The organism is Enterobacter sp. C6, assembly GCF_008122455.1.
Classification (GTDB): domain Bacteria; phylum Pseudomonadota; class Gammaproteobacteria; order Enterobacterales; family Enterobacteriaceae; genus Enterobacter; species Enterobacter pseudoroggenkampii.
Genome location: NZ_QPFW01000224.1, coordinates 27,863 through 47,070, shown reverse-complemented (window position 1 = coordinate 47,070; position 19,208 = coordinate 27,863). Strand labels below are relative to the sequence as shown.

Sequence of the window (19,208 nt, the reverse complement as noted above, 5' to 3'; positions counted from 1 at the left end):
GGCCTGCCGGATCGCTGGATCATCATTAAATACGTCCTGCCCAACGTGATGTCGCCGATCCTGGTGCAGGCCACGCTGGCGATTGCCTCGGCGATAATCGCTGAAGCCAGCCTGTCGTTTTTAGGGCTGGGACAGCAGCCGCCCAATCCGTCCTGGGGCTCTATGCTCAACACCGCTAAAGGTTTTCTTGAGCAGGCCCCGTGGATGTCCATTTTCCCCGGCGTGGCGATTTTCCTTGCCGTGCAGGGCTTTAATTTACTCGGCGACGGGCTGCGCGATGCGCTCGATCCGCGCCATGACTAAGGAGTCATGATGACCAAAGCGCTTGATTTTACGTCCGGTTACGATTCACGCCGCCCGCCGATGCTGGGCCATAACGCCGTTGCGACGTCTCAGCCGATGGCGGCGCAGGCGGGCATGAAGATGCTGCAGCTGGGCGGGAATGCCGTGGATGCGGCCATTGCCACCGCGATGGCGCTGACGGTAGTCGAGCCGACCGGCAACGGGATCGGCAGCGATGCCTTTGCCATCGTCTGGGACGGCGAAAAGCTGCACGGTCTGAACGCGTCCGGTCGTTCGCCAGCCAGCTGGCATGCAGATCTGTTTGCCGGTAAAACAGCGGTGCCGGAAATCGGCTGGGACGCGGTGACCGTGCCGGGGGCGGTATCCGGCTGGGTCGCGCTGGCGGAACGCTTCGGCACGCTGCCGCTGACCACCCTGGCGCAGCCTGCCATTGACTATGCGCGCAACGGTTTCCCGGTCTCGCCGCTGATTGGGCATCTCTGGCAGCGCGGTTATAGCAAGCTGAAAGATCAGCCGGGCTTCAGCGCCTGCTTCGCGCCGGAAGGCCGCGCCCCGCGCGTGGGGGAGATCTTCCGCAACCCGGCGCAGGCGAACTCGCTGGAACTGATTGCGAAAACTAACGGCGACGCCTTTTACCGCGGCGAGCTGGCGCAGAAAATTGCCGCTTTCGCCAAAGAACATGGCGCGCACCTGACGGCTGAGGATCTGGCCAACCATCGCGTGGACTGGGTAGAGCTGCTGTCGCGCGACTTCGCGGGCGGTTCGGTGCATGAGCTACCGCCTAACGGTCAGGGGATCGCCACGCTGATTGCGCTCGGCATTCTGGAGCAGTGCGGCATTGAGAAGCATCATCCGGATTCCGTGCAGTCCCTGCACCTGTCCATCGAGGCGATGAAGCTGGCGCTGGCGGATCTCGACCGCTACGTGGCGGACGAAGAGCACATGGCGTTCGCGGCGAAAGAGCTGCTGAGCGACCATTACCTGAAGTCGCGCGCGGCGCTGATCAACCACGACAGCGCATCTGATTTTGTCTACGGTTCCCCGACGCAGAGCGGCACGGTCTACATCAGCACCGCGGATGCCAGCGGGATGATGGTCTCGTTTATTCAGTCCAACTATATGGGCTTCGGTTCAGGCATCGTGGTGCCGGATACCGGGATCAGCCTGCAAAACCGGGGCTGTGGCTTTGTGCTTGATCCTGAGCATCCGAACGCACTGGCGGGCAGCAAGCGCCCGTTCCACACCATCATTCCGGGCTTTGCGATGGACGGCAACGGCCAGCCGCTGATGTCCTTCGGCGTGATGGGCGGCCCGATGCAGGCGCAGGGGCACATGCAGATGGCGCTGCGCATCATGCTGCACGGGCAAAACCCGCAGGCGGCAATCGACGCCCCGCGCTGGCGCGTGGTGCAGGGCAGGGAGGTGATCGTTGAATCGACGTTCGATCGCAATACGATTGCCGCCCTGCGCGCGCGCGGGCATCAGATCGTGGTGGAAGATCCGCTTCAGGACTACAACTTCGGCGGTGCGCAGGTGATTTACCGCCTGCCGGAAGGGCACTACGTGGCCGCGACGGAAAGCCGCAAGGATGGGCAGGCGCTGGTGAGTTAAAAGAAGCGAGCAACATTGGTAGGCCGGGTAAGGCGTAGCCGCCACCCGGCTTTTTTTTCACTCAATGCTAAAAGGATCCGCATCCTGCCACGCCGGAAACTTCTCCCGGTACTCCTTCAGCGCCGTCAAGGACAGCTCCGCATCAATACGCGTCGCCTGATGCGGCTCGGCGGTGGCGATGATCTCGCCCTGCGGATTCACCACCCGGCTGTCGCCGCGATAGTGATGCCCGTTGCCGTCCGTCCCCACGCGGTTGCAGCCCACCACGTACGCCTGGTTCTCAATCGCGCGCGCCACGAGCAGCGACTGCCAGTGCAGGGAGCGCGGTGCAGGCCAGTTGGCCACATACAGCGCCAGGTCGTAATCGTTGCGGTTACGCGACCACACCGGGAAGCGCAGGTCGTAGCAGACCAGCGGCAGAATACGCCAGCCGCGCCACTCAAACACCACGCGCTCGTGACCGGCTTCATAGTGATGGTGCTCATCCGCCATACGGAACAGGTGGCGCTTGTCGTAGAAATGCACCTTTCCTTCCGGCTCGACCAGCAGGAAGCGGTTCACCGGCCCGCGTTCGGTCTGCAGGGCGGCGCTGCCGGCGATCAGCGCATTAGTCTGCTGCGCTTTGGCGTGCATCCAGGCCACCACCTCTTCCTGCGGCATTGACTGTTGTGCCGCTTCCATGGCGAAGCCGGTGGTGAACATTTCCGGCAGGACAATCACATCACGCCCGGTAATGTCTTCCAGTTGACGATCAAAGTGGCGCAGGTTGGCGGGGCCATCCATCCACACTAAAGGTTGCTGCAAAATAGAAATCTTCAGACCAGGCACAATTCAGACTCCTCAAACGACCACTTTTTGACACTGTAGCACGACATAACGAGAAAATGTGGCAATAAAAAACCCCGCGCGAGGCGGGGTTTGTATAAGCGAAACGCGTTACGCCGCTTCAGGTTTACGGTGTTTCTCCGGGAGCTTTACCGGCTGCGTCGCCAGCTCGTCCGGTTCGAAATCATCCACGTTAATACTGCGCAGACGGCTCTCTTCGGCTTTCACCAGCAGAGCGGCTTCATCTTTATTGATAATGCCACCGGCGAGCGCCTGTTTTGCCAGTTCGTCCAGACGGGTAAACGGCAGGTTTTTGCCCAGCTGTTTACAGATCTTCTGGTGAATCGGATCGGCAGCCATCACGTCCAGCAGCGCTTCTTCCAGCAGACCCACCGGGTTATGTGGCGTCGGCGTCAGATACTGACCACGACCGATACGGGAGCGGGTTGCGCTCGGTACCTGCAGGATCTTCGCCACCTTGTGGTCCAGCTTGTCGGACGGCGCCAGGTGGTGACGACCGGTCGGGAAGATCACCACGCGCAGGGCGCCTGCCACAAAGCGGTTCGGGAAGTTCGCCAGCAGATCGTCAATCGCCTGTTCAGCCTGATACATCGCATCCTGCACGCCCCAGTGCACCAGCGGCAGATCCGCTTCCTGACGGCCTTCATCGTCGTAACGTTTCAGGACCGCAGAGGCCAGGAAGATCTGGCTCAGCACATCGCCCAGACGGGCAGAGATACGTTCGCGACGCTTCAGGCTGCCGCCCAGCACCGCCATGGAAACGTCAGACAGCAGGGCCAGGTTGGCGCTCAGACGGTTCAGATGCTGGTAATAACGTTTGGTCGCATCGCCGGTCGGCGTGGCGCTGGTAAGGCCGCGCGTCAGGCCCAGCCAGAAGCTGCGCACCTTGTTGCTGCCCACGTGACCGATATGTTTGAACAGCAGCTTATCGAAGGCATCCACGTCGTTGTTCTGCGCGGCGGCCATCTCTTCCAGAACGTAAGGATGGCAGCGAATTGCGCCCTGACCGAAGATCATCATGCTGCGGGTCAGGATGTTTGCCCCTTCCACGGTGATGGCAATCGGTGCGCCCTGATAGCCGCGCGCCAGGAAGTTGCCTTCGCCGAGCATAATGCCTTTACCGCCCGCGATATCCATCGCGTCAATGATTGACTGCTGCGCGCGGTGGGTACAGTGGTACTTCACAATGGCGGACAGTACGGCTGGTTTTTCGCCCAGCATAATGCCGTAGGTAATCAGCGTGGCGGCGGCGTCCATCACGTAGGCGTTGCCCGCGATACGCGCCAGCGGCTCTTCGATACCTTCCATCTTGCCGATGGAGATTTTGAACTGACGGCGGATGTGCGCGTAGGCACCAATCCCCATCGCGACCGACTTCAGACCGCCGGTTGAGTTCGACGGCAGGGTAATGCCGCGGCCCACCGACAGACATTCCACCAGCATACGCCAGCCCTGACCGGCCATTTTCGGACCACCGATGATGTAGTCAATCGGCACAAAGATATCCTGACCGCGGGTCGGACCGTTCTGGAACGGCACGTTCAGCGGGAAGTGACGACGACCAATCTCGACGCCTGGGGTAGAGGTTGGGATCAGCGCACAGGTAATGCCCAGATCTTCTTCGCCGCCCAGCAGTTTTTCCGGGTCAGAGAGCTTAAAGGCCAGACCCAGCACGGTGGCGATAGGCGCCAGGGTGATATAACGCTTGTTCCAGGTCAGGCGCATGCCCAGCACCTGCTCGCCCTGCCACTCGCCCATGCAGACCACGCCGGTATCCGGGATCGCGCCCGCATCGGAGCCTGCTTCCGGGCTGGTCAGCGCGAAGCACGGGATTTCCTGACCGCGTGCCAGACGCGGCAGGTAGTGATCTTTTTGCTCTTCCGTACCGTAATGCTGCAGCAGTTCGCCCGGCCCTAAGGAGTTAGGTACGCCAACGGTAATCGCCAGGATCCCGGAAACGCCCGCCAGCTTCTGCAGCACGCGAGCCTGAGCGTAAGCGGAGAACTCCAGACCGCCGTACTCTTTCTTGATGATCATCGCGAAGAAGCGATGCTCTTTCAGGTACGCCCACAGCTCTGGCGGCAGATCGGCCATTTCGTGGGTGATGGCAAAGTCGTTTGCCATACGGCAGGCTTCTTCTACCGGGCCGTCAATAAACGCCTGTTCTTCAGCGGTCAGGCGCGGCTGCGGGTAGTTATGCAGCTTTTTCCAGTCCGGATTGCCCTGGAACAGGTCGCCTTCCCACCAGGTAGTGCCCGCATCAATCGCTTCTTTCTCGGTACGCGACATTGGCGGCATCACTTTGCGGAAGCCTTTGAACACCGGCGCAGAGATCATGGATTTACGCATCGGCGCCAGGTTAAACGGCAGAAGAATGATGGCAAGAGGGACTAAAAGCCAGATATTCCAGAGACCTGCGACGCCAAGCGCAGCCGTCCAGGCCAGAAGAATCAGGCTGCTCAGGAATAAACTTACGCGGTGATAGAACAACACACCGAGCAGAACAACGGTTGCGAGAATGCTCAAAATCATCATAAAGAAAAGCTCCCTTGCTTGTAGGAGGTCTGACCACTTGTGATGATATGGTTGTAGTTGATGTAAATTCCTTTAGCAATGTGTTTACAAAATAATTACAACCTGGTTCACATTGTTCGTGTTTTAGCCGGCACAAAAAATCAAAACGCCGGACGATTCGCATGGCTTTAGCTTCTCGCTTTTCGCGCTATCCGGTACACTCCACTGTGTTATTTCATCAATACTGAAGGATTATCCTCATGTACCAGGATCTTATTCGTAACGAACTGAACGAAGCGGCGGAAACGCTGGCGAACTTTCTGAAAGATGATGCCAATATTCACGCTATTCAGCGCGCAGCGGTCCTGCTGGCCGACAGCTTCAAAGCCGGCGGCAAAGTGCTTTCCTGCGGTAACGGCGGTTCCCACTGCGACGCGATGCACTTCGCAGAAGAGCTGACCGGACGCTATCGCGAAAACCGCCCGGGCTACCCGGCGATTGCGATTTCAGACGTGAGCCACATCTCCTGCGTAGGCAACGACTTCGGTTACGATCACATCTTCTCCCGCTACGTTGAAGCGGTAGGCCGTGAAGGCGACGTGCTGCTGGGGATTTCTACCTCCGGCAACTCCGGCAACGTGATCAAAGCGATCGCCGCCGCGCGTGAAAAAGGGATGAAAGTCATCACCCTGACCGGCAAAGATGGCGGTAAGATGGACGGTACTGCGGATGTTGAAATTCGCGTTCCGCACTTCGGTTATGCTGACCGTATTCAGGAAATTCACATCAAAGTGATCCACATCCTGATCCAGCTGATCGAAAAAGAGATGGTTAAGTAAGACTTCGCTGGGGGCACTCTTGCCCCCGCTGTTGTGGAGGTGACGTATGTGCGAACTGCTCGGGATGAGCGCCAATGTGCCAACCGATATCTGCTTTAGTTTCACCGGGCTGGTTCAGCGCGGTGGAGGAACCGGGCCGCATAAAGACGGCTGGGGCATCACCTTCTACGAAGGCAAAGGGTGTCGCACGTTCAAAGATCCACAGCCCAGCTTTAACTCACCGATTGCCAAACTGGTGCAGGACTACCCCATCAAGTCCCGCTCGGTGATCGCCCACATCCGTCAGGCTAACCGTGGCGAAGTGGCGCTGGAAAATACCCATCCGTTTACCCGCGAGCTGTGGGGCCGTAACTGGACCTACGCGCACAACGGGCAACTCACGGGCTATAAGTCGCTGGAGACGGGCAATTTCCGCCCGGTCGGCGAAACGGATAGCGAAAAAGCCTTCTGCTGGCTGCTGCACAAGCTGACGGAGCGGTATCCCCGCACGCCAGGCAACATGGCTGCCGTGTTCAAATACATCGCGACGCTGGCGACAGAGCTGCGCGAAAAAGGCGTGTTCAACATGCTGCTCTCTGACGGCCGCTATGTGATGGCGTTCTGCTCGACGAATTTGTTCTGGATCACCCGCCGTGCGCCGTTTGGCGTGGCGACGCTGCTGGATCAGGATGTGGAGATAGACTTTCAGAAGGAGACCACACCGAACGATGTGGTCACAGTCATTGCAACGCAGCCGCTGACGGGCAACGAAACCTGGCAAAAGATTATGCCAGGCGAGTGGGTGCTATTTTGTCTCGGGGACCGTGTAATTTGACGCCAGCTGTGGATGGACGACTTCGTGGCTCAGCGGTTTGCTGACCACGTAACGGCCATCTACGATAGAGACCACCGGCGGCTTGTGGGTCTGCTCAAAGTAGTCGTAACCCGGCTTCAGCTGTTTCCAGAAATCCGCGTAGTATGAGTACTTGTGACGCGCCATGTTGGCGTCCGTCATGCGGAACGGATAGATGCTGACCTGTACGCTAGGCTGTCCAAAGACCAGCGCGCCGGTCACGAACTGGAATATCTCATCAATGCCGGAATCGGTCATCGCATAACAGCCGATAGACACGCAGGCACCGTGGATCATCAGGTATTTACCTTCATAACCGTGAGCACGGTCATAGGCATTCGGGAAGCCGATGTTAATGGCTTTATAGAAGCGGCTGTCAGGCTTGAGCTGGCTGCGCTGAACGTTGTAGAACCCTTCCGGACTTTTGAAGTCGCCCTGACGCTGTTTTGGCCCCAGCCCGCCGGAGTAGTTACAAATTTTGTAACTATCAAGCAGCTGATAGGTCTCGCCCATTTTCACAAACAGATCGAGAGTGCGTTCTTCCTTGAAGATTTGAATATAAACCGGCGATCCCATTAACTGCTGTTTATATTCCTTGCTGACCGGCGTCGTTGAGCTATTACTGCTGAGCAGTCCGGCAAACGACATGCACGGAATCAGAAGCATCGCAATGAACAATGCGATTTTACGCATACTACTAGTTCCTTGATAAAACCATGACCAACTTGCCAGGACGGCAAAAGAGACCCGAAATCAGATTATTCTGTTAGGAGCGCTCACATTAGCACCGCTATAGATTTTCGCAAGAGCCGGGCGGTGAGTTTACAAATTAGTTTTACTTTATAAACCATCAAAATCGCGATGGCTCCAGGAACTTTGCGCATTAGCTCGCAATTTGGCGCGCGCGACGGCGGATTCCCTGCCCGCGAGAAGGGGAAAATGTTACACTTCGCGGCCACTGGATTGTTGTTCATGGAAACCTGCTAACCACATGTTTAAAATAAAAAAAGGACTTGATCTGCCGATTGCAGGCGTGCCAGCGCAGCACGTTTCGACAGGCGCAAGCGTCCATCATGTCGCCATTGTGGGCGACGACTACCTGGGAATGCGACCTTCTATGTTGGTACAGGAAGGCGATCGCGTGATCAAAGGACAGGCGCTCTTTGAGGACAAAAAAAATCCCGGCGTGATGTTTACGGCCCCCGCGAGCGGCACCGTTGTGGCGATTAACCGTGGCGAACGACGCGTTCTGCAGTCGGTGGTTATCCGCATTGAAGGGAATGAACAGCGTGAATTCGCCCATTACGATGCCGCAGACCTCGCGTCGCTGAGCCGTGACGCCGTTCATGCTCAGCTTCTGGCGTCCGGTTTATGGACCGCGCTTCGTACCCGTCCCTTCAGCAAATCCCCTGTTCCGGGCACGGAACCGGCCGCGATTTTCGTCACGGCCATCGACACCAATCCGCTTAGCGTGGACCCGCAGCCGGTTATCCTGGCACAGCGCAAAGCCTTCGATGCCGGATTGACCGTTTTAACCCGCCTCACGTCAGGGAAAGTCCACGTTTGCCAGGCCGGCGGCAAGCTTGGCGGGCATCCGCAGGGGCAGGTCACGTTTAATGAGTTTGCTGGCCCGCATCCGGCGGGTCTGGTCGGAACGCACATCCACTTTCTTGAGCCGGTAAGCCTGACGAAACGGGTCTGGCATCTGAATTACCAGGACGTTATCGCCATCGGTAAGCTTTTTACTACGGGTGAACTCTGCGCGGAACGCGTCATCGCCATCGGCGGGCCGCAGGCTGCACACCCGCGCCTGGTGAAGACGCTGCTGGGCGCAGACATCAATGAACTGCTGGTGGGGGAAACCAAAGAGGGTGAAAACCGCCTGATTTCCGGTTCGGTCCTCAGCGGACGCCATGCTGCCAATGCACACGCGTATCTGGGACGTTTTCATTTGCAGGTCAGCATTGTGCAGGAAGGGCGTGAGAAAGAGCTGTTCGGCTGGGTGCTGCCCGGTGCGGAAAAATATTCCGTTACCCGCACTACGCTGGGCCATTTCCTGCGTAATAAGCTGTTTAGCTTCTCGACCAGTACGCACGGCGGCGAGCGCGCCATGGTCCCGATTGGTAACTACGAGCGCGTCATGCCGCTGGATATTCTGCCGACCATGCTGCTGCGCGATCTGCTCGCCGGTGATACCGACAGCGCGCAGGCGCTAGGCTGTCTGGAACTTGACGAAGAAGATCTGGCGCTCTGTACCTATGTCTGTCCTGGAAAATACGAATATGGACCGGTATTGCGCGAGGTGTTAACCCGCATTGAGCAGGAAGGATAACCGATGGGCTTAAAACACCTCTTTGAAAAAATTGAGCCGCACTTTACCGAAGGGAAGCTCAAAAAGTACTACCCGCTGTATGAAGCAACGGCGACCATTTTCTACACGCCGGGGCTGGTGACGAAAGGCGCGGCGCACGTTCGCGACGCCATCGACCTTAAGCGGATGATGATCCTGGTGTGGTTTGCGGTCTTCCCGGCGATGTTCTGGGGGATGTACAACGTCGGTCTGCAGACCATTCCGGCGCTGCACCACATGTACGATGCACAGCAGCTGGCGCAGGTGCTTCAGTCTGACTGGCACTACCGTCTGGCCCATTCGTTAGGGGTGAGCTTCGCTGCAGACGCGGGCTGGATCAGCATGATGACGCTGGGCGCGGTTTTCTTCCTGCCGATTTACCTCACGGTATTTATCGTGGGCGGCTTCTGGGAAGTGCTGTTTGCCATCATCCGTAAACACGAGATCAACGAAGGCTTCTTCGTGACCTCGATTCTGTTTGCCCTGATTGTCCCGCCAACCTTACCGCTCTGGCAGGCGGCGCTGGGCATCAGTTTCGGCGTGGTGATTGCCAAAGAGATCTTCGGCGGCACCGGGCGGAACTTCCTTAACCCGGCGCTGGCGGGCCGTGCGTTCCTCTTCTTTGCCTATCCGGCGCAAATCTCGGGCGACCTGGTCTGGACGGCGGCAGACGGTTTTTCCGGCGCGACGCCGCTTTCACAGTGGGCGGCCCACGGTGGCGAAACGCTGGTGAACAACGCGACGGGTCAGCCAGTTACCTGGCTTGATGCCTTTATTGGCAACATTCCGGGCTCCATCGGTGAAGTCTCGACGCTGATGATTTTGCTTGGCGGGGCAATCATTCTGTTTGGGCGCGTGGCCTCCTGGCGGATTGTGGCGGGCGTGATGATCGGCATGGTGCTGACCGCCACCCTGTTCAACGTTATCGGTTCTACTACCAACCCGATGTTCTCCATGCCGTGGTACTGGCATCTGGTGTTGGGGGGCTTCGCGTTCGGCATGATGTTCATGGCGACGGACCCGGTCTCGGCCTCGTTTACAGATAAAGGTAAATGGAGCTATGGCGTGCTCATTGGCGCGATGTGTGTCCTGATCCGCGTGGTCAACCCGGCGTATCCGGAAGGGATGATGCTGGCCATTCTGTTTGCCAACCTGTTTGCGCCGCTGTTCGACTACCTGGTGGTGCGGGCCAACATCAAGCGGAGGAAGGCGCGTGGCTGAGGTTAAAAATAACGACAGCATCAGCAAAACGCTGCTGGTGGTGCTGGTGCTCTGTCTGGTCTGTTCCATCGTCGTGGCCGGTTCTGCCGTGGGGTTAAAACCCCTGCAGCAGGAGCAACGCGCGCTGGATAAACAGCGCAACATTCTGGCCGTGGCCGGGCTGATGCAGGAAGGAATGAGCGCAGACGACGTTTCGGCCGTCTTTGCCGAACGTATTTCCGCGCGGCTGGTGGATTTAAAAACGGGTGAACTGCTGGATAAAGACCCGGCAACCTTCAACCAGGCGCTGGCGCTGAAAGATCCGCAGATGAGCGTGACGCTCGAGGCATCGCAAGATCCGGCCGGGATTAAGCGTCGCAGCAACCTGGCCGAAATTTACCTGGTGCGTGACCCCCAAAAACGCATTCAGGAAGTGGTGCTTCCTGTCTACGGCAACGGCCTGTGGTCAATGATGTATGCCTTTGTGGCCCTTGATACGGATGGCCGCACCGTTAAAGGCATTGCGTATTATGACCAGGGCGAAACGCCGGGGCTGGGCGGCGAAGTGGAAAATCCGAACTGGCGGGCACAGTTTGTCGGCAAGAAAGTGCTCGACGATAACGGTCTGCCTGCGCTGAAGGTGATGAAAGGGGCGGCACGTCCCGGTGACGACTACGCGGTCGACGGGCTTTCCGGCGCCACGCTCACCTCAAACGGGGTGCAGCACAGTTTTGATTTCTGGATGGGCGAGCTGGGCTTTGGTCCTTTCCTGAAAAACGTACGTGAAGGAGCGCTGAACAATGGCTGATACCGGTGAACTGAAAGAAGTGAAAAAGGTGCTCATTGGCCCACTGCTCGCCAATAACCCGATCACGCTGCAGGTGCTGGGCGTCTGTTCGGCCCTGGCGGTAACGACCAAGCTGGAAACGGCGGTGGTGATGACGCTGGCCGTCACGCTGGTCACGGCGTTTTCGAGCATGTTTATCTCGATGATCCGCCACCACATTCCCAACAGCGTGAGGATCATCGTGCAGATGGCGATCATCGCCTCGCTGGTGATCGTGGTCGATCAGCTGCTGCGCGCCTTCGCCTATGAAACCTCCAAACAGCTCTCGGTGTTTGTCGGGCTGATTATCACCAACTGTATCGTCATGGGGCGTGCGGAAGCCTACGCCATGAAAATGCCGCCGCTGGCGAGCTTTATGGACGGTATCGGCAACGGCCTGGGCTACGGCGCGATCCTGCTGACCGTGGGGTTCCTGCGCGAGCTGATTGGCAGCGGCAAGCTGTTTGGCATCACGGTGCTGGACACGGTACAGAACGGTGGCTGGTATCTGCCAAACGGCCTGTTCCTGTTGGCCCCTAGCGCATTTTTCATTATCGGTTTGCTGATCTGGCTGATTCGTACGCTGAAGCCAGAACAGCAGGAAAAGGAGTAACCGACGATGGCTCATTACCTGAGTTTGTTTGTGCGCGCGGTGTTTGTTGAAAACATGGCGCTCGCGTTTTTCCTCGGCATGTGCACGTTCCTTGCCGTGTCTAAAAAGGTCTCTACGGCATTTGGGCTGGGGGTGGCGGTCACCGTTGTGTTGGGGCTTTCGGTTCCGATTAACAATCTGGTGTACAACTTCGTGCTGCGGGACGGCGCGCTGGTGGAAGGGGTTGATCTCAGCTTCCTGAACTTCATCACCTTTATCGGGGTGATCGCGGCGCTGGTGCAAATCCTCGAGATGATCCTCGATAAGTACTTCCCGTCGCTGTACAACGCGCTGGGGATCTTCCTGCCGCTGATCGCGGTGAACTGCGCCATCTTTGGCGGCGTCTCGTTTATGGTTCAGCGTGATTACAACTTCAGTGAATCCGTGGTGTACGGTTTTGGTTCCGGCATCGGCTGGATGCTGGCGATAGTCACCATGGCGGGGATCCGCGAGAAAATGAAATATGCCAACGTGCCTGCGGGTCTGCGTGGCTTAGGGATCACCTTTATCACCACCGGGCTGATGGCGCTGGGCTTTATGTCCTTCTCCGGTGTGCAGCTATAAGGGCTAACAGATGGAAATTATCCTTGGCGTGGTGATGTTCACGCTGATTGTACTGGTGCTGTCAGGACTCATTCTGGCGGCGCGCGCGAAGCTGGTGAATTCCGGTGACGTGGTGATTGATATTAACGACGATCCGCAGAATCAGATCCGCACGCCTGCGGGAGATAAACTGCTCAACACGCTCTCCGGTAACGGTATTTTTGTCTCCTCAGCCTGCGGCGGCGGCGGCTCCTGCGGACAGTGCCGCGTGACGGTAAAAGAGGGCGGTGGCGATATTCTGCCCACCGAGCTGGCGCATATCACTAAGCGTGAGGCAAAAGAGGGCTGCCGTCTGGCCTGCCAGGTCGCGGTGCGCCAGAACATGAAGATTGAGCTGCCGGAAGAGATCTTCGGCGTTAAAAAATGGGAGTGCGAGGTTATCTCCAATGATAACAAAGCCACCTTTATTAAAGAGCTGAAGCTGCGGGTACCGGAAGGGGAAGATGTTCCGTTCCGCGCCGGGGGTTACATTCAGATTGAGTGTCCTGAGCATACCGTGGCGTATGCGGACTTCGACGTGCCTGAGGAGTACCGCGCCGACTGGGACAAATTCAATCTCTTCCGCTTTGTATCCGAGGTAAAAGAGCCGACGTTGCGCGCTTACTCCATGGCTAACTATCCGGAAGAGAAGGGCATTATTATGCTCAACGTGCGTATCGCCACGCCGCCACCGAATGTGCCGGATGCACCGCCGGGCGTGATGTCGTCATATATCTGGTCTCTGAAGCCGGGAGATAAGGTGACCATCTCCGGTCCGTTCGGGGAGTTCTTCGCGAAAGATACCGACGCGGAAATGGTCTTTATCGGCGGCGGTGCCGGTATGGCCCCGATGCGCTCGCACATTTTTGACCAGCTCAAGCGGCTCGGCAGCAAGCGTAAAATCAGCTTCTGGTACGGGGCGCGTTCGCTGCGCGAAATGTTCTATGACGACGAGTTTGAACAGCTGGCGCGTGAAAACCCGAACTTTACCTTCCATGTGGCGCTCTCCGATCCGCAGCCGGAAGATAACTGGACGGGCTATACGGGGTTCATCCACAACGTGCTGTATGAAAACTACCTCAAACAGCACCCTGCACCCGAGGACTGCGAGTTCTATATGTGTGGTCCGCCGATGATGAACGCCGCCGTGATTAAGATGCTGAAAGATCTCGGCGTTGAAGATGAGAACATCATGCTCGATGATTTTGGAGGCTGATGATGCTGACGTTTCTGGCAACCTTTGTGGTTTTTGTGCTTGTCATCTTCGGCATGTCGTTAGGCTGGATCGTTAAACGGAAAAGCATTCAGGGCAGCTGCGGCGGTATTTCCTCCATTGGGATGGAAAAGGTCTGCGACTGCCCGGAACCGTGCGATGCGCGGAAAAAAAGAATGGCCCGCGAGCAGCAGCGCATCATTTAATCTGCCAGGTCGGGTAAGGCGAAGCCGCCACCCGACAATTCCCACGCACACTTCTCAACCCTCATTTGTTTACTGTATACTTATCCAGTGATGAGTGAGGGCTTACTATGCGCAAAATAATCCATGTTGATATGGACTGCTTTTTTGCCGCAGTGGAGATGCGAGACAACCCGGCGCTGCGGGATATTCCCATCGCCATTGGCGGCAGCCGCGTTCAGCGTGGTGTCATCAGCACCGCCAACTATCCTGCGCGCAAATTTGGCGTGCGCAGCGCCATGCCGACGGCGATGGCCTTAAAGCTTTGCCCTCATCTCACGCTTCTGCCCGGGCGGTTCGACGCCTATAAAGAGGCTTCCCTGCATATTCGGGAAATCTTTTCCCGCTATACCTCTCTGATAGAGCCGCTGTCGCTGGACGAAGCCTATCTCGATGTGACCGACAGCGTGCATTGCCACGGCTCCGCCACGCTGATGGCGCAGGAGATCCGCCAGACGATTTTCAACGAGCTGAATCTGACGGCATCGGCGGGGGTCGCGCCCGTTAAATTCCTCGCCAAAATCGCCTCCGATTTAAATAAGCCCAACGGCCAGTACGTCATCACGCCGGAAGAGGTGCCTGTGTTTTTGAAAACGCTACCGCTCGGTAAAATCCCCGGCGTCGGGAAAGTCTCCGCCGCAAAGCTGGAAAGCATGGGGCTACGGACCTGCGAAGACGTGCAGCGAAGCGACCTCGCCATGCTGCTCAAGCGCTTCGGGAAGTTTGGCCGCGTGCTGTGGGAGCGCAGCCAGGGGATTGACGATCGCGATGTGAACAGCGAACGGCTGCGGAAATCCGTCGGCGTTGAGCGCACCCTCATTGAAGATATTCATGACTGGTCCGAATGCGAAACCATTATCACAGAACAGCTCTACCCGGAGCTGGAGCGACGCTTAAGCAAGGTGAAGCCAGACCTGCTGATTGCCCGTCAGGGTATCAAATTAAAATTCAACGACTTCCAGCAGACCACGCAGGAACACGTCTGGCCGCGACTGAATAAAGACGATCTTATCGCGACGGCAAAAAAGGCATGGGAAGAAAGACGAGGCGGGCGAGGAGTAAGGCTGGTGGGATTGCACGTCACGCTGCTGGATCCGCAGTTAGAGCGACAGCTGGTATTAGGATTGTAAAAAAGCCCGGTGCGCTATGCTTACCGGGCCTACGTTGTTCACCCTTTCCCTTTGGGAGAGGGCTGGGGTGAGGGAATTACTTAACGGGGATCGCTTTCAGCAGTTCAGTCAGCAGCGTCCAGTAGTGACCGACGCTTTCGATATGAACCTGCTCATCCGGCGAGTGCGGTCCGGTAATGGTTGGCCCGATGGACACCATATCCATATCCGGATACGGCTTCTTGAACAGACCACATTCCAGACCGGCGTGGATCACCTGAATGTTCGGGGTGCTGTTGAACAGACGCTGATAGGTTTCACGCACCAGCGCCATCACCGGAGAACTTGCATCCGGCTGCCAGCCCGGGTAGCTGCCTTTTGCAGACGTTTTCGCGCCCGCCAGCGTGCCCAGAGATTCCAGCATGCTCACCACGTACTCTTTACCGCTGTCGATAAGGGAGCGGATCAGGCAGATGATTTCCGCGCTGTCGTCGCTCATGGTCACCACGCCCACGTTCAGTGAGGTTTCCACCACGCCTTTCGCCACGTCAGAGTTGCGGATCACGCCGTTTGGCGTCGCGTTCAGCAGCTGAACGAAGGTGTCACGAGACTTCGCGGTCAGCGCGGCTTTATCCGTGGAGACGGATTCCAGCACCACGGTCAGGTTCTTCTCTTTCGCCGACAGTTCGTTTTTCAGGATATCCAGGTATACGGTGGAGAGTTTTTTCAGCTCGTCGGCTTTTGCCGCCGGTACTGCCACGGTGGCGAAGGCTTCGCGTGGGATCGCGTTGCGCAGGGTACCGCCGTTGAAATCAACCAGACGCAGATCCAGCTCAGCCGCATGGCCTGCCAGGAAGCGCGCCAGCAGCTTGTTGGCGTTGCCCAGACCCAGGTGAATATCGCCGCCGGAGTGGCCGCCTTTCAGACCTTTCAGCGTCAGCTTGAAGGTCTGGAAACCGGCAGGAATCGCTTCGCGCGACAGCGGCAGGGTAGAGATGAAATCAATCCCGCCCGCGCAGCCCATGTAGATCTCACCTTCTTCTTCGGAGTCGGTGTTGATCAGGATATCTGCCTGCAGCCAGTTCGCCTGCAGACCGAACGCGCCGTCCATGCCCGCTTCTTCGGTCATGGTCAGCAGCACTTCCAGTGGACCGTGCTCAACGCTGTCGTCAGCCAGTACCGCCAGCGCAGAGGCCATACCGATGCCGTTATCCGCGCCCAGGGTGGTGCCGCGTGCTTTCACCCAGTCGCCGTCGATGTACGGCTGGATTGGGTCTTTGGTGAAGTCGTGAACGGTGTCGTTGTTCTTCTGTGGCACCATGTCCAGGTGCGCCTGCAGCACAACCGGTTTGCGGTTTTCCATGCCTGCGGTGGCGTGTTTGCGGATCAGAATGTTGCCAACCTGGTCACGTTCCGCATGCAGACCTTTTTCCTTCGCCCAGCCCATAATATGTTCGGCAAGCTGTTCTTCATGGTAGGAAGGGTGTGGAATGGAGCAGATTTTGGCAAAAATATCCCACAGCGGCTGCGGAGATAGTTGAGACAGTTCAGACACGATAAGTCTCCTTGTCGAGGCGCTGCAAACAGGGTTGCAGGTCACAGGGTTAGCAGGTTAATAGTTACCACAAGTCAGGCTTGCGAGATGAAACTGAGAATACCACTTTCTCTGCTGGCTGGTAGCATAAAGCATGTAAAAACACAGGCAGAGGGCGCTAAACACTGGTTTTTAGTGCGCCAGATCTCTATAATCTCGCGCAACCTATTTCCCCCTCGAACACTTTTTAAGCCGTATAAAAACAGGCTGGGACACTTCACATGAGCGAAAAATACGTCGTCACCTGGGACATGTTGCAGATTCACGCACGCAAACTGGCTGCGCGTCTGATGCCTTCCGAACAGTGGAAAGGCATTATTGCCGTCAGTCGTGGCGGTCTGGTACCGGGGGCGCTGCTGGCACGTGAGCTGGGTATTCGTCATGTCGATACCGTTTGCATCTCCAGCTATGACCATGACAACCAGCGTGAGCTGACCGTGCTGAAACGCGCGGAAGGCGACGGTGAAGGTTTCATCGTGATTGATGACCTGGTAGATACCGGCGGTACTGCGGTCGCTATCCGCGAAATGTATCCGAAAGCACATTTCGTCACTATCTTCGCGAAACCGGCGGGCCGCCCGCTGGTTGACGATTACGTGATTGATATCCCGCAGGATACCTGGATTGAACAGCCATGGGATATGGGCGTGGTCTTCGTACCGCCGATTTCAGGCCGTTAATCCCAGTACGTAACTTTACACGCCCGGCAATGCCGGGCGTTGTTCTTTTTGGCCTGCCACGCGTTACAATAGTCTTCATATGACGTATTCATGGAGGCAACGCAATGACGCAGGCGAATCTCACCGAGACACTTTTCAAACCCCGTTTCAAACACCCTGAAACGTCGACGCTGGTGCGTCGCTTTAATCCGGGTACCCAGCCTGCCGTCCAGTCCGCGTTAGACGGTAAAAACGTGCCCCACTGGTATCGTATGATTAACCGCCTGATGTGGGTCTGGCGCGGTATCGATCCTCGTGAAATCCTTGACGTGCAGGCGCGTATCGTGATGAGTGAAGCCGAGCGTACCGACAGCGAACTCTATGATACGGTAGTGGGCTATCGCGGCGGAAACTGGATCTACGAGTGGTCTAAACAGGCAATGCTCTGGCAGCAGAAAGCCACCCAGGAAGAGGATGCCACGCGCAGCGGCAAGCACTGGCTGCATGCGGCCAATCTCTACGCCATTGCCGCGTATCCACATCTGAAAGGTGATGAGCTGGCCGAGCAGGCACAGGCGCTGGCGAATCGCGCCTATGAAGAGGCGGCTCAACGCCTGCCGGGCCAGATGCGCGAACTCGAGTTTACCATTCCGGGTGGGTCATCCATTACCGGGTTCCTGCATATGCCTGAAGGTGAAGGCCCGTTCCCGACCGTCCTTATGTGCGGTGGGCTGGATTCGTTGCAGATCGATTATTACAGCCTGTATGAGCGTTACTTCGCACCAAAAGGGATCGCCATGCTGACGCTGGATATGCCCTCAATCGGCTTCTCCTCCAAATGGAAACTGACTCAGGATTCCAGCCTGCTGCACCAGCATGCGCTAAAAGCGCTGGAAAACATTCCGTGGGTCGACCACACCCGCGTGGCGGCATTTGGCTTCCGCTTTGGTGCAAACGTCGCGGTGCGTCTGGCTTACCTTGAATCTTCTCGCCTGAAAGCCGTCGCCTGCCTTGGTCCGGTCGTTCACGCCCTGCTCAGCGATCCTGCACGCCAGGGGAGCGTACCTGAAATGTACCTTGATGTGCTGGCCAGCCGTCTTGGCATGCATGATGCATCAGACGAAGCGCTGCGCGTTGAGCTCAATCGCTACTCGTTAAAAACGCAAGGGTTGCTGGGACGTCGCTGCCCAACGCCGATGCTGTCGGGATTCTGGAAAAACGATCCGTTCAGTCCGGAAGAAGAGTCGCGCTTAATCACGTCGTCATCTGCGGATGGCAAATTGCTAGAAGTGCCGTTCAGCCCGGTCTATCAGAATTTCGATAAAGCGCTGAAAGAGATTACGCGCTGGATCGCTCAGAGATTGTGTTAATAGATTGCTAAATTTTGCTGGTTTGGTAAAACAGTGGCTTCACAAAAGGAGATCGCAATGACGTTACCGAGTGGACACCCGAAAAGTAGACTGATTAAGAAGTTTATGGCTCTCGGCCCGTATATTCGAGAAGAGCAGTGTGAAGAGAATCGCTTTTTTTTCGACTGCCTGGCTGTATGCGTCAACGTGAAGCCTGCACCCGAAAAACGTGAATTCTGGGGCTGGTGGATGGAAATGGAAGCAGAGGAAAAACGCTTTACGTATAGCTACCAGTTTGGCCTGTTTAATAAAGACGGCAACTGGCAGGCGACCTCTATTAAAGATCAGGAAGTGATTGACCGCCTGGAATATACGCTAAAAGAGTTCCATGATAAGGCTCGCGCACTGCTGGCGACTCTTGATCTCAAGCTCGAGCCCGCAGATAACTTTTCCAGCGAAGCGGTGAAGCTGACTGCCTGATGGTGTC

Annotated in this window: 19 protein-coding genes; 15 read left to right on the top strand and 4 right to left on the bottom strand. The window is 57.1% G+C overall.

Annotation, left to right across the window (positions count from 1 at the left end; genetic code table 11):
- The coding region (locus DOU50_RS13180) for an ABC transporter permease (protein WP_148769536.1) at positions 1-303 on the top strand (303 nt) is incomplete at its 5' end.
- A gap of 9 nt (positions 304-312) precedes the next feature.
- Positions 313-1,914 carry a gamma-glutamyltransferase family protein gene (locus tag DOU50_RS13175; RefSeq protein WP_148769539.1) on the top strand — a complete coding sequence of 534 codons (1,602 nt, stop codon included), beginning with the start codon at positions 313-315 and terminating at the stop codon, positions 1,912-1,914.
- 57 nt (positions 1,915-1,971) lie between these two features.
- On the opposite strand, the gene DOU50_RS13170 is transcribed toward DOU50_RS13175, so the two are convergent.
- Positions 1,972-2,742 carry an amidohydrolase gene (locus tag DOU50_RS13170; RefSeq protein ID WP_148769535.1) on the bottom strand — a complete coding sequence of 257 codons (771 nt, stop codon included), beginning with the start codon at positions 2,740-2,742 and terminating at the stop codon, positions 1,972-1,974.
- A gap of 108 nt (positions 2,743-2,850) precedes the next feature.
- Entirely contained in the window at positions 2,851-5,295 is a 2,445-nt protein-coding gene (fadE, locus tag DOU50_RS13165; RefSeq protein ID WP_024909461.1) for an acyl-CoA dehydrogenase FadE, read from the bottom strand.
- Positions 5,296-5,534: 239 nt separating this feature from the next.
- Here fadE and lpcA point away from each other — a divergent pair, with 239 nt between their 5' ends.
- Together lpcA and DOU50_RS13155 are read left to right on the top strand one after the other, a co-directional pair.
- Complete coding sequence (lpcA, locus tag DOU50_RS13160) at positions 5,535-6,113, top strand: D-sedoheptulose 7-phosphate isomerase (RefSeq protein WP_010427884.1); 579 nt, start codon at positions 5,535-5,537, stop codon at positions 6,111-6,113.
- A 46-nt stretch (positions 6,114-6,159) separates the two neighbouring features.
- Positions 6,160-6,927 (top strand): class II glutamine amidotransferase, encoded by a 768-nt coding sequence (locus DOU50_RS13155; RefSeq protein WP_008500262.1) that lies wholly within the window; start codon positions 6,160-6,162, stop codon positions 6,925-6,927.
- On the opposite strand, the gene dpaA is transcribed toward DOU50_RS13155, so the two are convergent.
- The gene (gene dpaA / locus DOU50_RS13150) at positions 6,898-7,638 is read right to left on the bottom strand and encodes a peptidoglycan meso-diaminopimelic acid protein amidase (RefSeq protein WP_024909462.1); all 741 of its coding nucleotides are present in this window, start codon (positions 7,636-7,638) and stop codon (positions 6,898-6,900) included. The genes DOU50_RS13155 and dpaA overlap by 30 nt on opposite strands.
- A gap of 298 nt (positions 7,639-7,936) precedes the next feature.
- Between dpaA and DOU50_RS13145 the strand changes: the two genes are divergently transcribed.
- The 8 genes from DOU50_RS13145 (at position 7,937) to dinB (ending at position 15,140) form a co-directional block, all read left to right on the top strand.
- Positions 7,937-9,277, top strand: coding sequence for a Na(+)-translocating NADH-quinone reductase subunit A (locus DOU50_RS13145; protein ID WP_148769534.1), 1,341 nt, complete (start codon positions 7,937-7,939; stop codon positions 9,275-9,277).
- A gap of 3 nt (positions 9,278-9,280) precedes the next feature.
- A complete protein-coding gene (locus tag DOU50_RS13140; RefSeq protein WP_061715914.1) occupies positions 9,281-10,516 on the top strand; it encodes an NADH:ubiquinone reductase (Na(+)-transporting) subunit B in 1,236 nt (411 codons plus the stop codon).
- Positions 10,509-11,303 carry a Na(+)-translocating NADH-quinone reductase subunit C gene (locus tag DOU50_RS13135; protein ID WP_061715913.1) on the top strand — a complete coding sequence of 265 codons (795 nt, stop codon included), beginning with the start codon at positions 10,509-10,511 and terminating at the stop codon, positions 11,301-11,303. Before DOU50_RS13140 ends, DOU50_RS13135 begins: the two co-directional genes overlap by 8 nt.
- On the top strand, positions 11,296-11,934 hold the full coding sequence (locus DOU50_RS13130; protein ID WP_024909466.1) for an NADH:ubiquinone reductase (Na(+)-transporting) subunit D: 639 nt from the start codon (positions 11,296-11,298) through the stop codon (positions 11,932-11,934). The genes DOU50_RS13135 and DOU50_RS13130 overlap by 8 nt, the downstream gene beginning before the upstream one ends.
- Positions 11,935-11,940: 6 nt before the next feature.
- Entirely contained in the window at positions 11,941-12,537 is a 597-nt protein-coding gene (gene nqrE / locus DOU50_RS13125; protein ID WP_023334613.1) for an NADH:ubiquinone reductase (Na(+)-transporting) subunit E, read from the top strand.
- A gap of 10 nt (positions 12,538-12,547) precedes the next feature.
- Positions 12,548-13,771 (top strand): NADH:ubiquinone reductase (Na(+)-transporting) subunit F, encoded by a 1,224-nt coding sequence (nqrF, locus tag DOU50_RS13120; RefSeq protein ID WP_148769533.1) that lies wholly within the window; start codon positions 12,548-12,550, stop codon positions 13,769-13,771.
- Positions 13,771-13,974: a (Na+)-NQR maturation NqrM gene (gene nqrM, locus DOU50_RS13115; RefSeq protein WP_023615899.1), complete on the top strand. Its 204-nt coding sequence runs from the start codon at positions 13,771-13,773 to the stop codon at positions 13,972-13,974. Before nqrF ends, nqrM begins: the two co-directional genes overlap by 1 nt.
- A 107-nt stretch (positions 13,975-14,081) precedes the next feature.
- Complete coding sequence (dinB, locus tag DOU50_RS13110; RefSeq protein ID WP_090418129.1) at positions 14,082-15,140, top strand: DNA polymerase IV; 1,059 nt, start codon at positions 14,082-14,084, stop codon at positions 15,138-15,140.
- Between the two features lie 76 nt (positions 15,141-15,216).
- Here the strand turns inward: dinB and pepD are convergent, their stop codons facing one another.
- A complete protein-coding gene (gene pepD, locus DOU50_RS13105; RefSeq protein ID WP_148769532.1) occupies positions 15,217-16,674 on the bottom strand; it encodes a cytosol nonspecific dipeptidase in 1,458 nt (485 codons plus the stop codon).
- A gap of 260 nt (positions 16,675-16,934) precedes the next feature.
- Here pepD and gpt point away from each other — a divergent pair, with 260 nt between their 5' ends.
- The 3 genes from gpt (at position 16,935) to crl (ending at position 19,201) form a co-directional block, all read left to right on the top strand.
- On the top strand, positions 16,935-17,393 hold the full coding sequence (gpt, locus tag DOU50_RS13095) for a xanthine phosphoribosyltransferase (protein ID WP_010427903.1): 459 nt from the start codon (positions 16,935-16,937) through the stop codon (positions 17,391-17,393).
- Positions 17,394-17,497: 104 nt separating this feature from the next.
- Positions 17,498-18,742: an esterase FrsA gene (gene frsA / locus DOU50_RS13090; RefSeq protein WP_045909843.1), complete on the top strand. Its 1,245-nt coding sequence runs from the start codon at positions 17,498-17,500 to the stop codon at positions 18,740-18,742.
- A gap of 57 nt (positions 18,743-18,799) precedes the next feature.
- Positions 18,800-19,201 (top strand): sigma factor-binding protein Crl, encoded by a 402-nt coding sequence (gene crl / locus DOU50_RS13085; RefSeq protein ID WP_024909470.1) that lies wholly within the window; start codon positions 18,800-18,802, stop codon positions 19,199-19,201.
- Positions 19,202-19,208 lie beyond the last annotated feature (7 nt).

Coding starts and splice junctions, on each gene's coding strand:
- DOU50_RS13175 (WP_148769539.1), top strand. CDS start 313: ATGACCAAAGCGCTTGATTTTACGTCCGGTTACGATTCACGCCGCCCG.
- fadE (WP_024909461.1), bottom strand. CDS start 5,295: ATGATGATTTTGAGCATTCTCGCAACCGTTGTTCTGCTCGGTGTGTTG.
- lpcA (WP_010427884.1), top strand. CDS start 5,535: ATGTACCAGGATCTTATTCGTAACGAACTGAACGAAGCGGCGGAAACG.
- DOU50_RS13155 (WP_008500262.1), top strand. CDS start 6,160: ATGTGCGAACTGCTCGGGATGAGCGCCAATGTGCCAACCGATATCTGC.
- dpaA (WP_024909462.1), bottom strand. CDS start 7,638: ATGCGTAAAATCGCATTGTTCATTGCGATGCTTCTGATTCCGTGCATG.
- DOU50_RS13145 (WP_148769534.1), top strand. CDS start 7,937: ATGTTTAAAATAAAAAAAGGACTTGATCTGCCGATTGCAGGCGTGCCA.
- DOU50_RS13140 (WP_061715914.1), top strand. CDS start 9,281: ATGGGCTTAAAACACCTCTTTGAAAAAATTGAGCCGCACTTTACCGAA.
- DOU50_RS13130 (WP_024909466.1), top strand. CDS start 11,296: ATGGCTGATACCGGTGAACTGAAAGAAGTGAAAAAGGTGCTCATTGGC.
- nqrE (WP_023334613.1), top strand. CDS start 11,941: ATGGCTCATTACCTGAGTTTGTTTGTGCGCGCGGTGTTTGTTGAAAAC.
- nqrF (WP_148769533.1), top strand. CDS start 12,548: ATGGAAATTATCCTTGGCGTGGTGATGTTCACGCTGATTGTACTGGTG.
- nqrM (WP_023615899.1), top strand. CDS start 13,771: ATGATGCTGACGTTTCTGGCAACCTTTGTGGTTTTTGTGCTTGTCATC.
- dinB (WP_090418129.1), top strand. CDS start 14,082: ATGCGCAAAATAATCCATGTTGATATGGACTGCTTTTTTGCCGCAGTG.
- gpt (WP_010427903.1), top strand. CDS start 16,935: ATGAGCGAAAAATACGTCGTCACCTGGGACATGTTGCAGATTCACGCA.
- frsA (WP_045909843.1), top strand. CDS start 17,498: ATGACGCAGGCGAATCTCACCGAGACACTTTTCAAACCCCGTTTCAAA.
- crl (WP_024909470.1), top strand. CDS start 18,800: ATGACGTTACCGAGTGGACACCCGAAAAGTAGACTGATTAAGAAGTTT.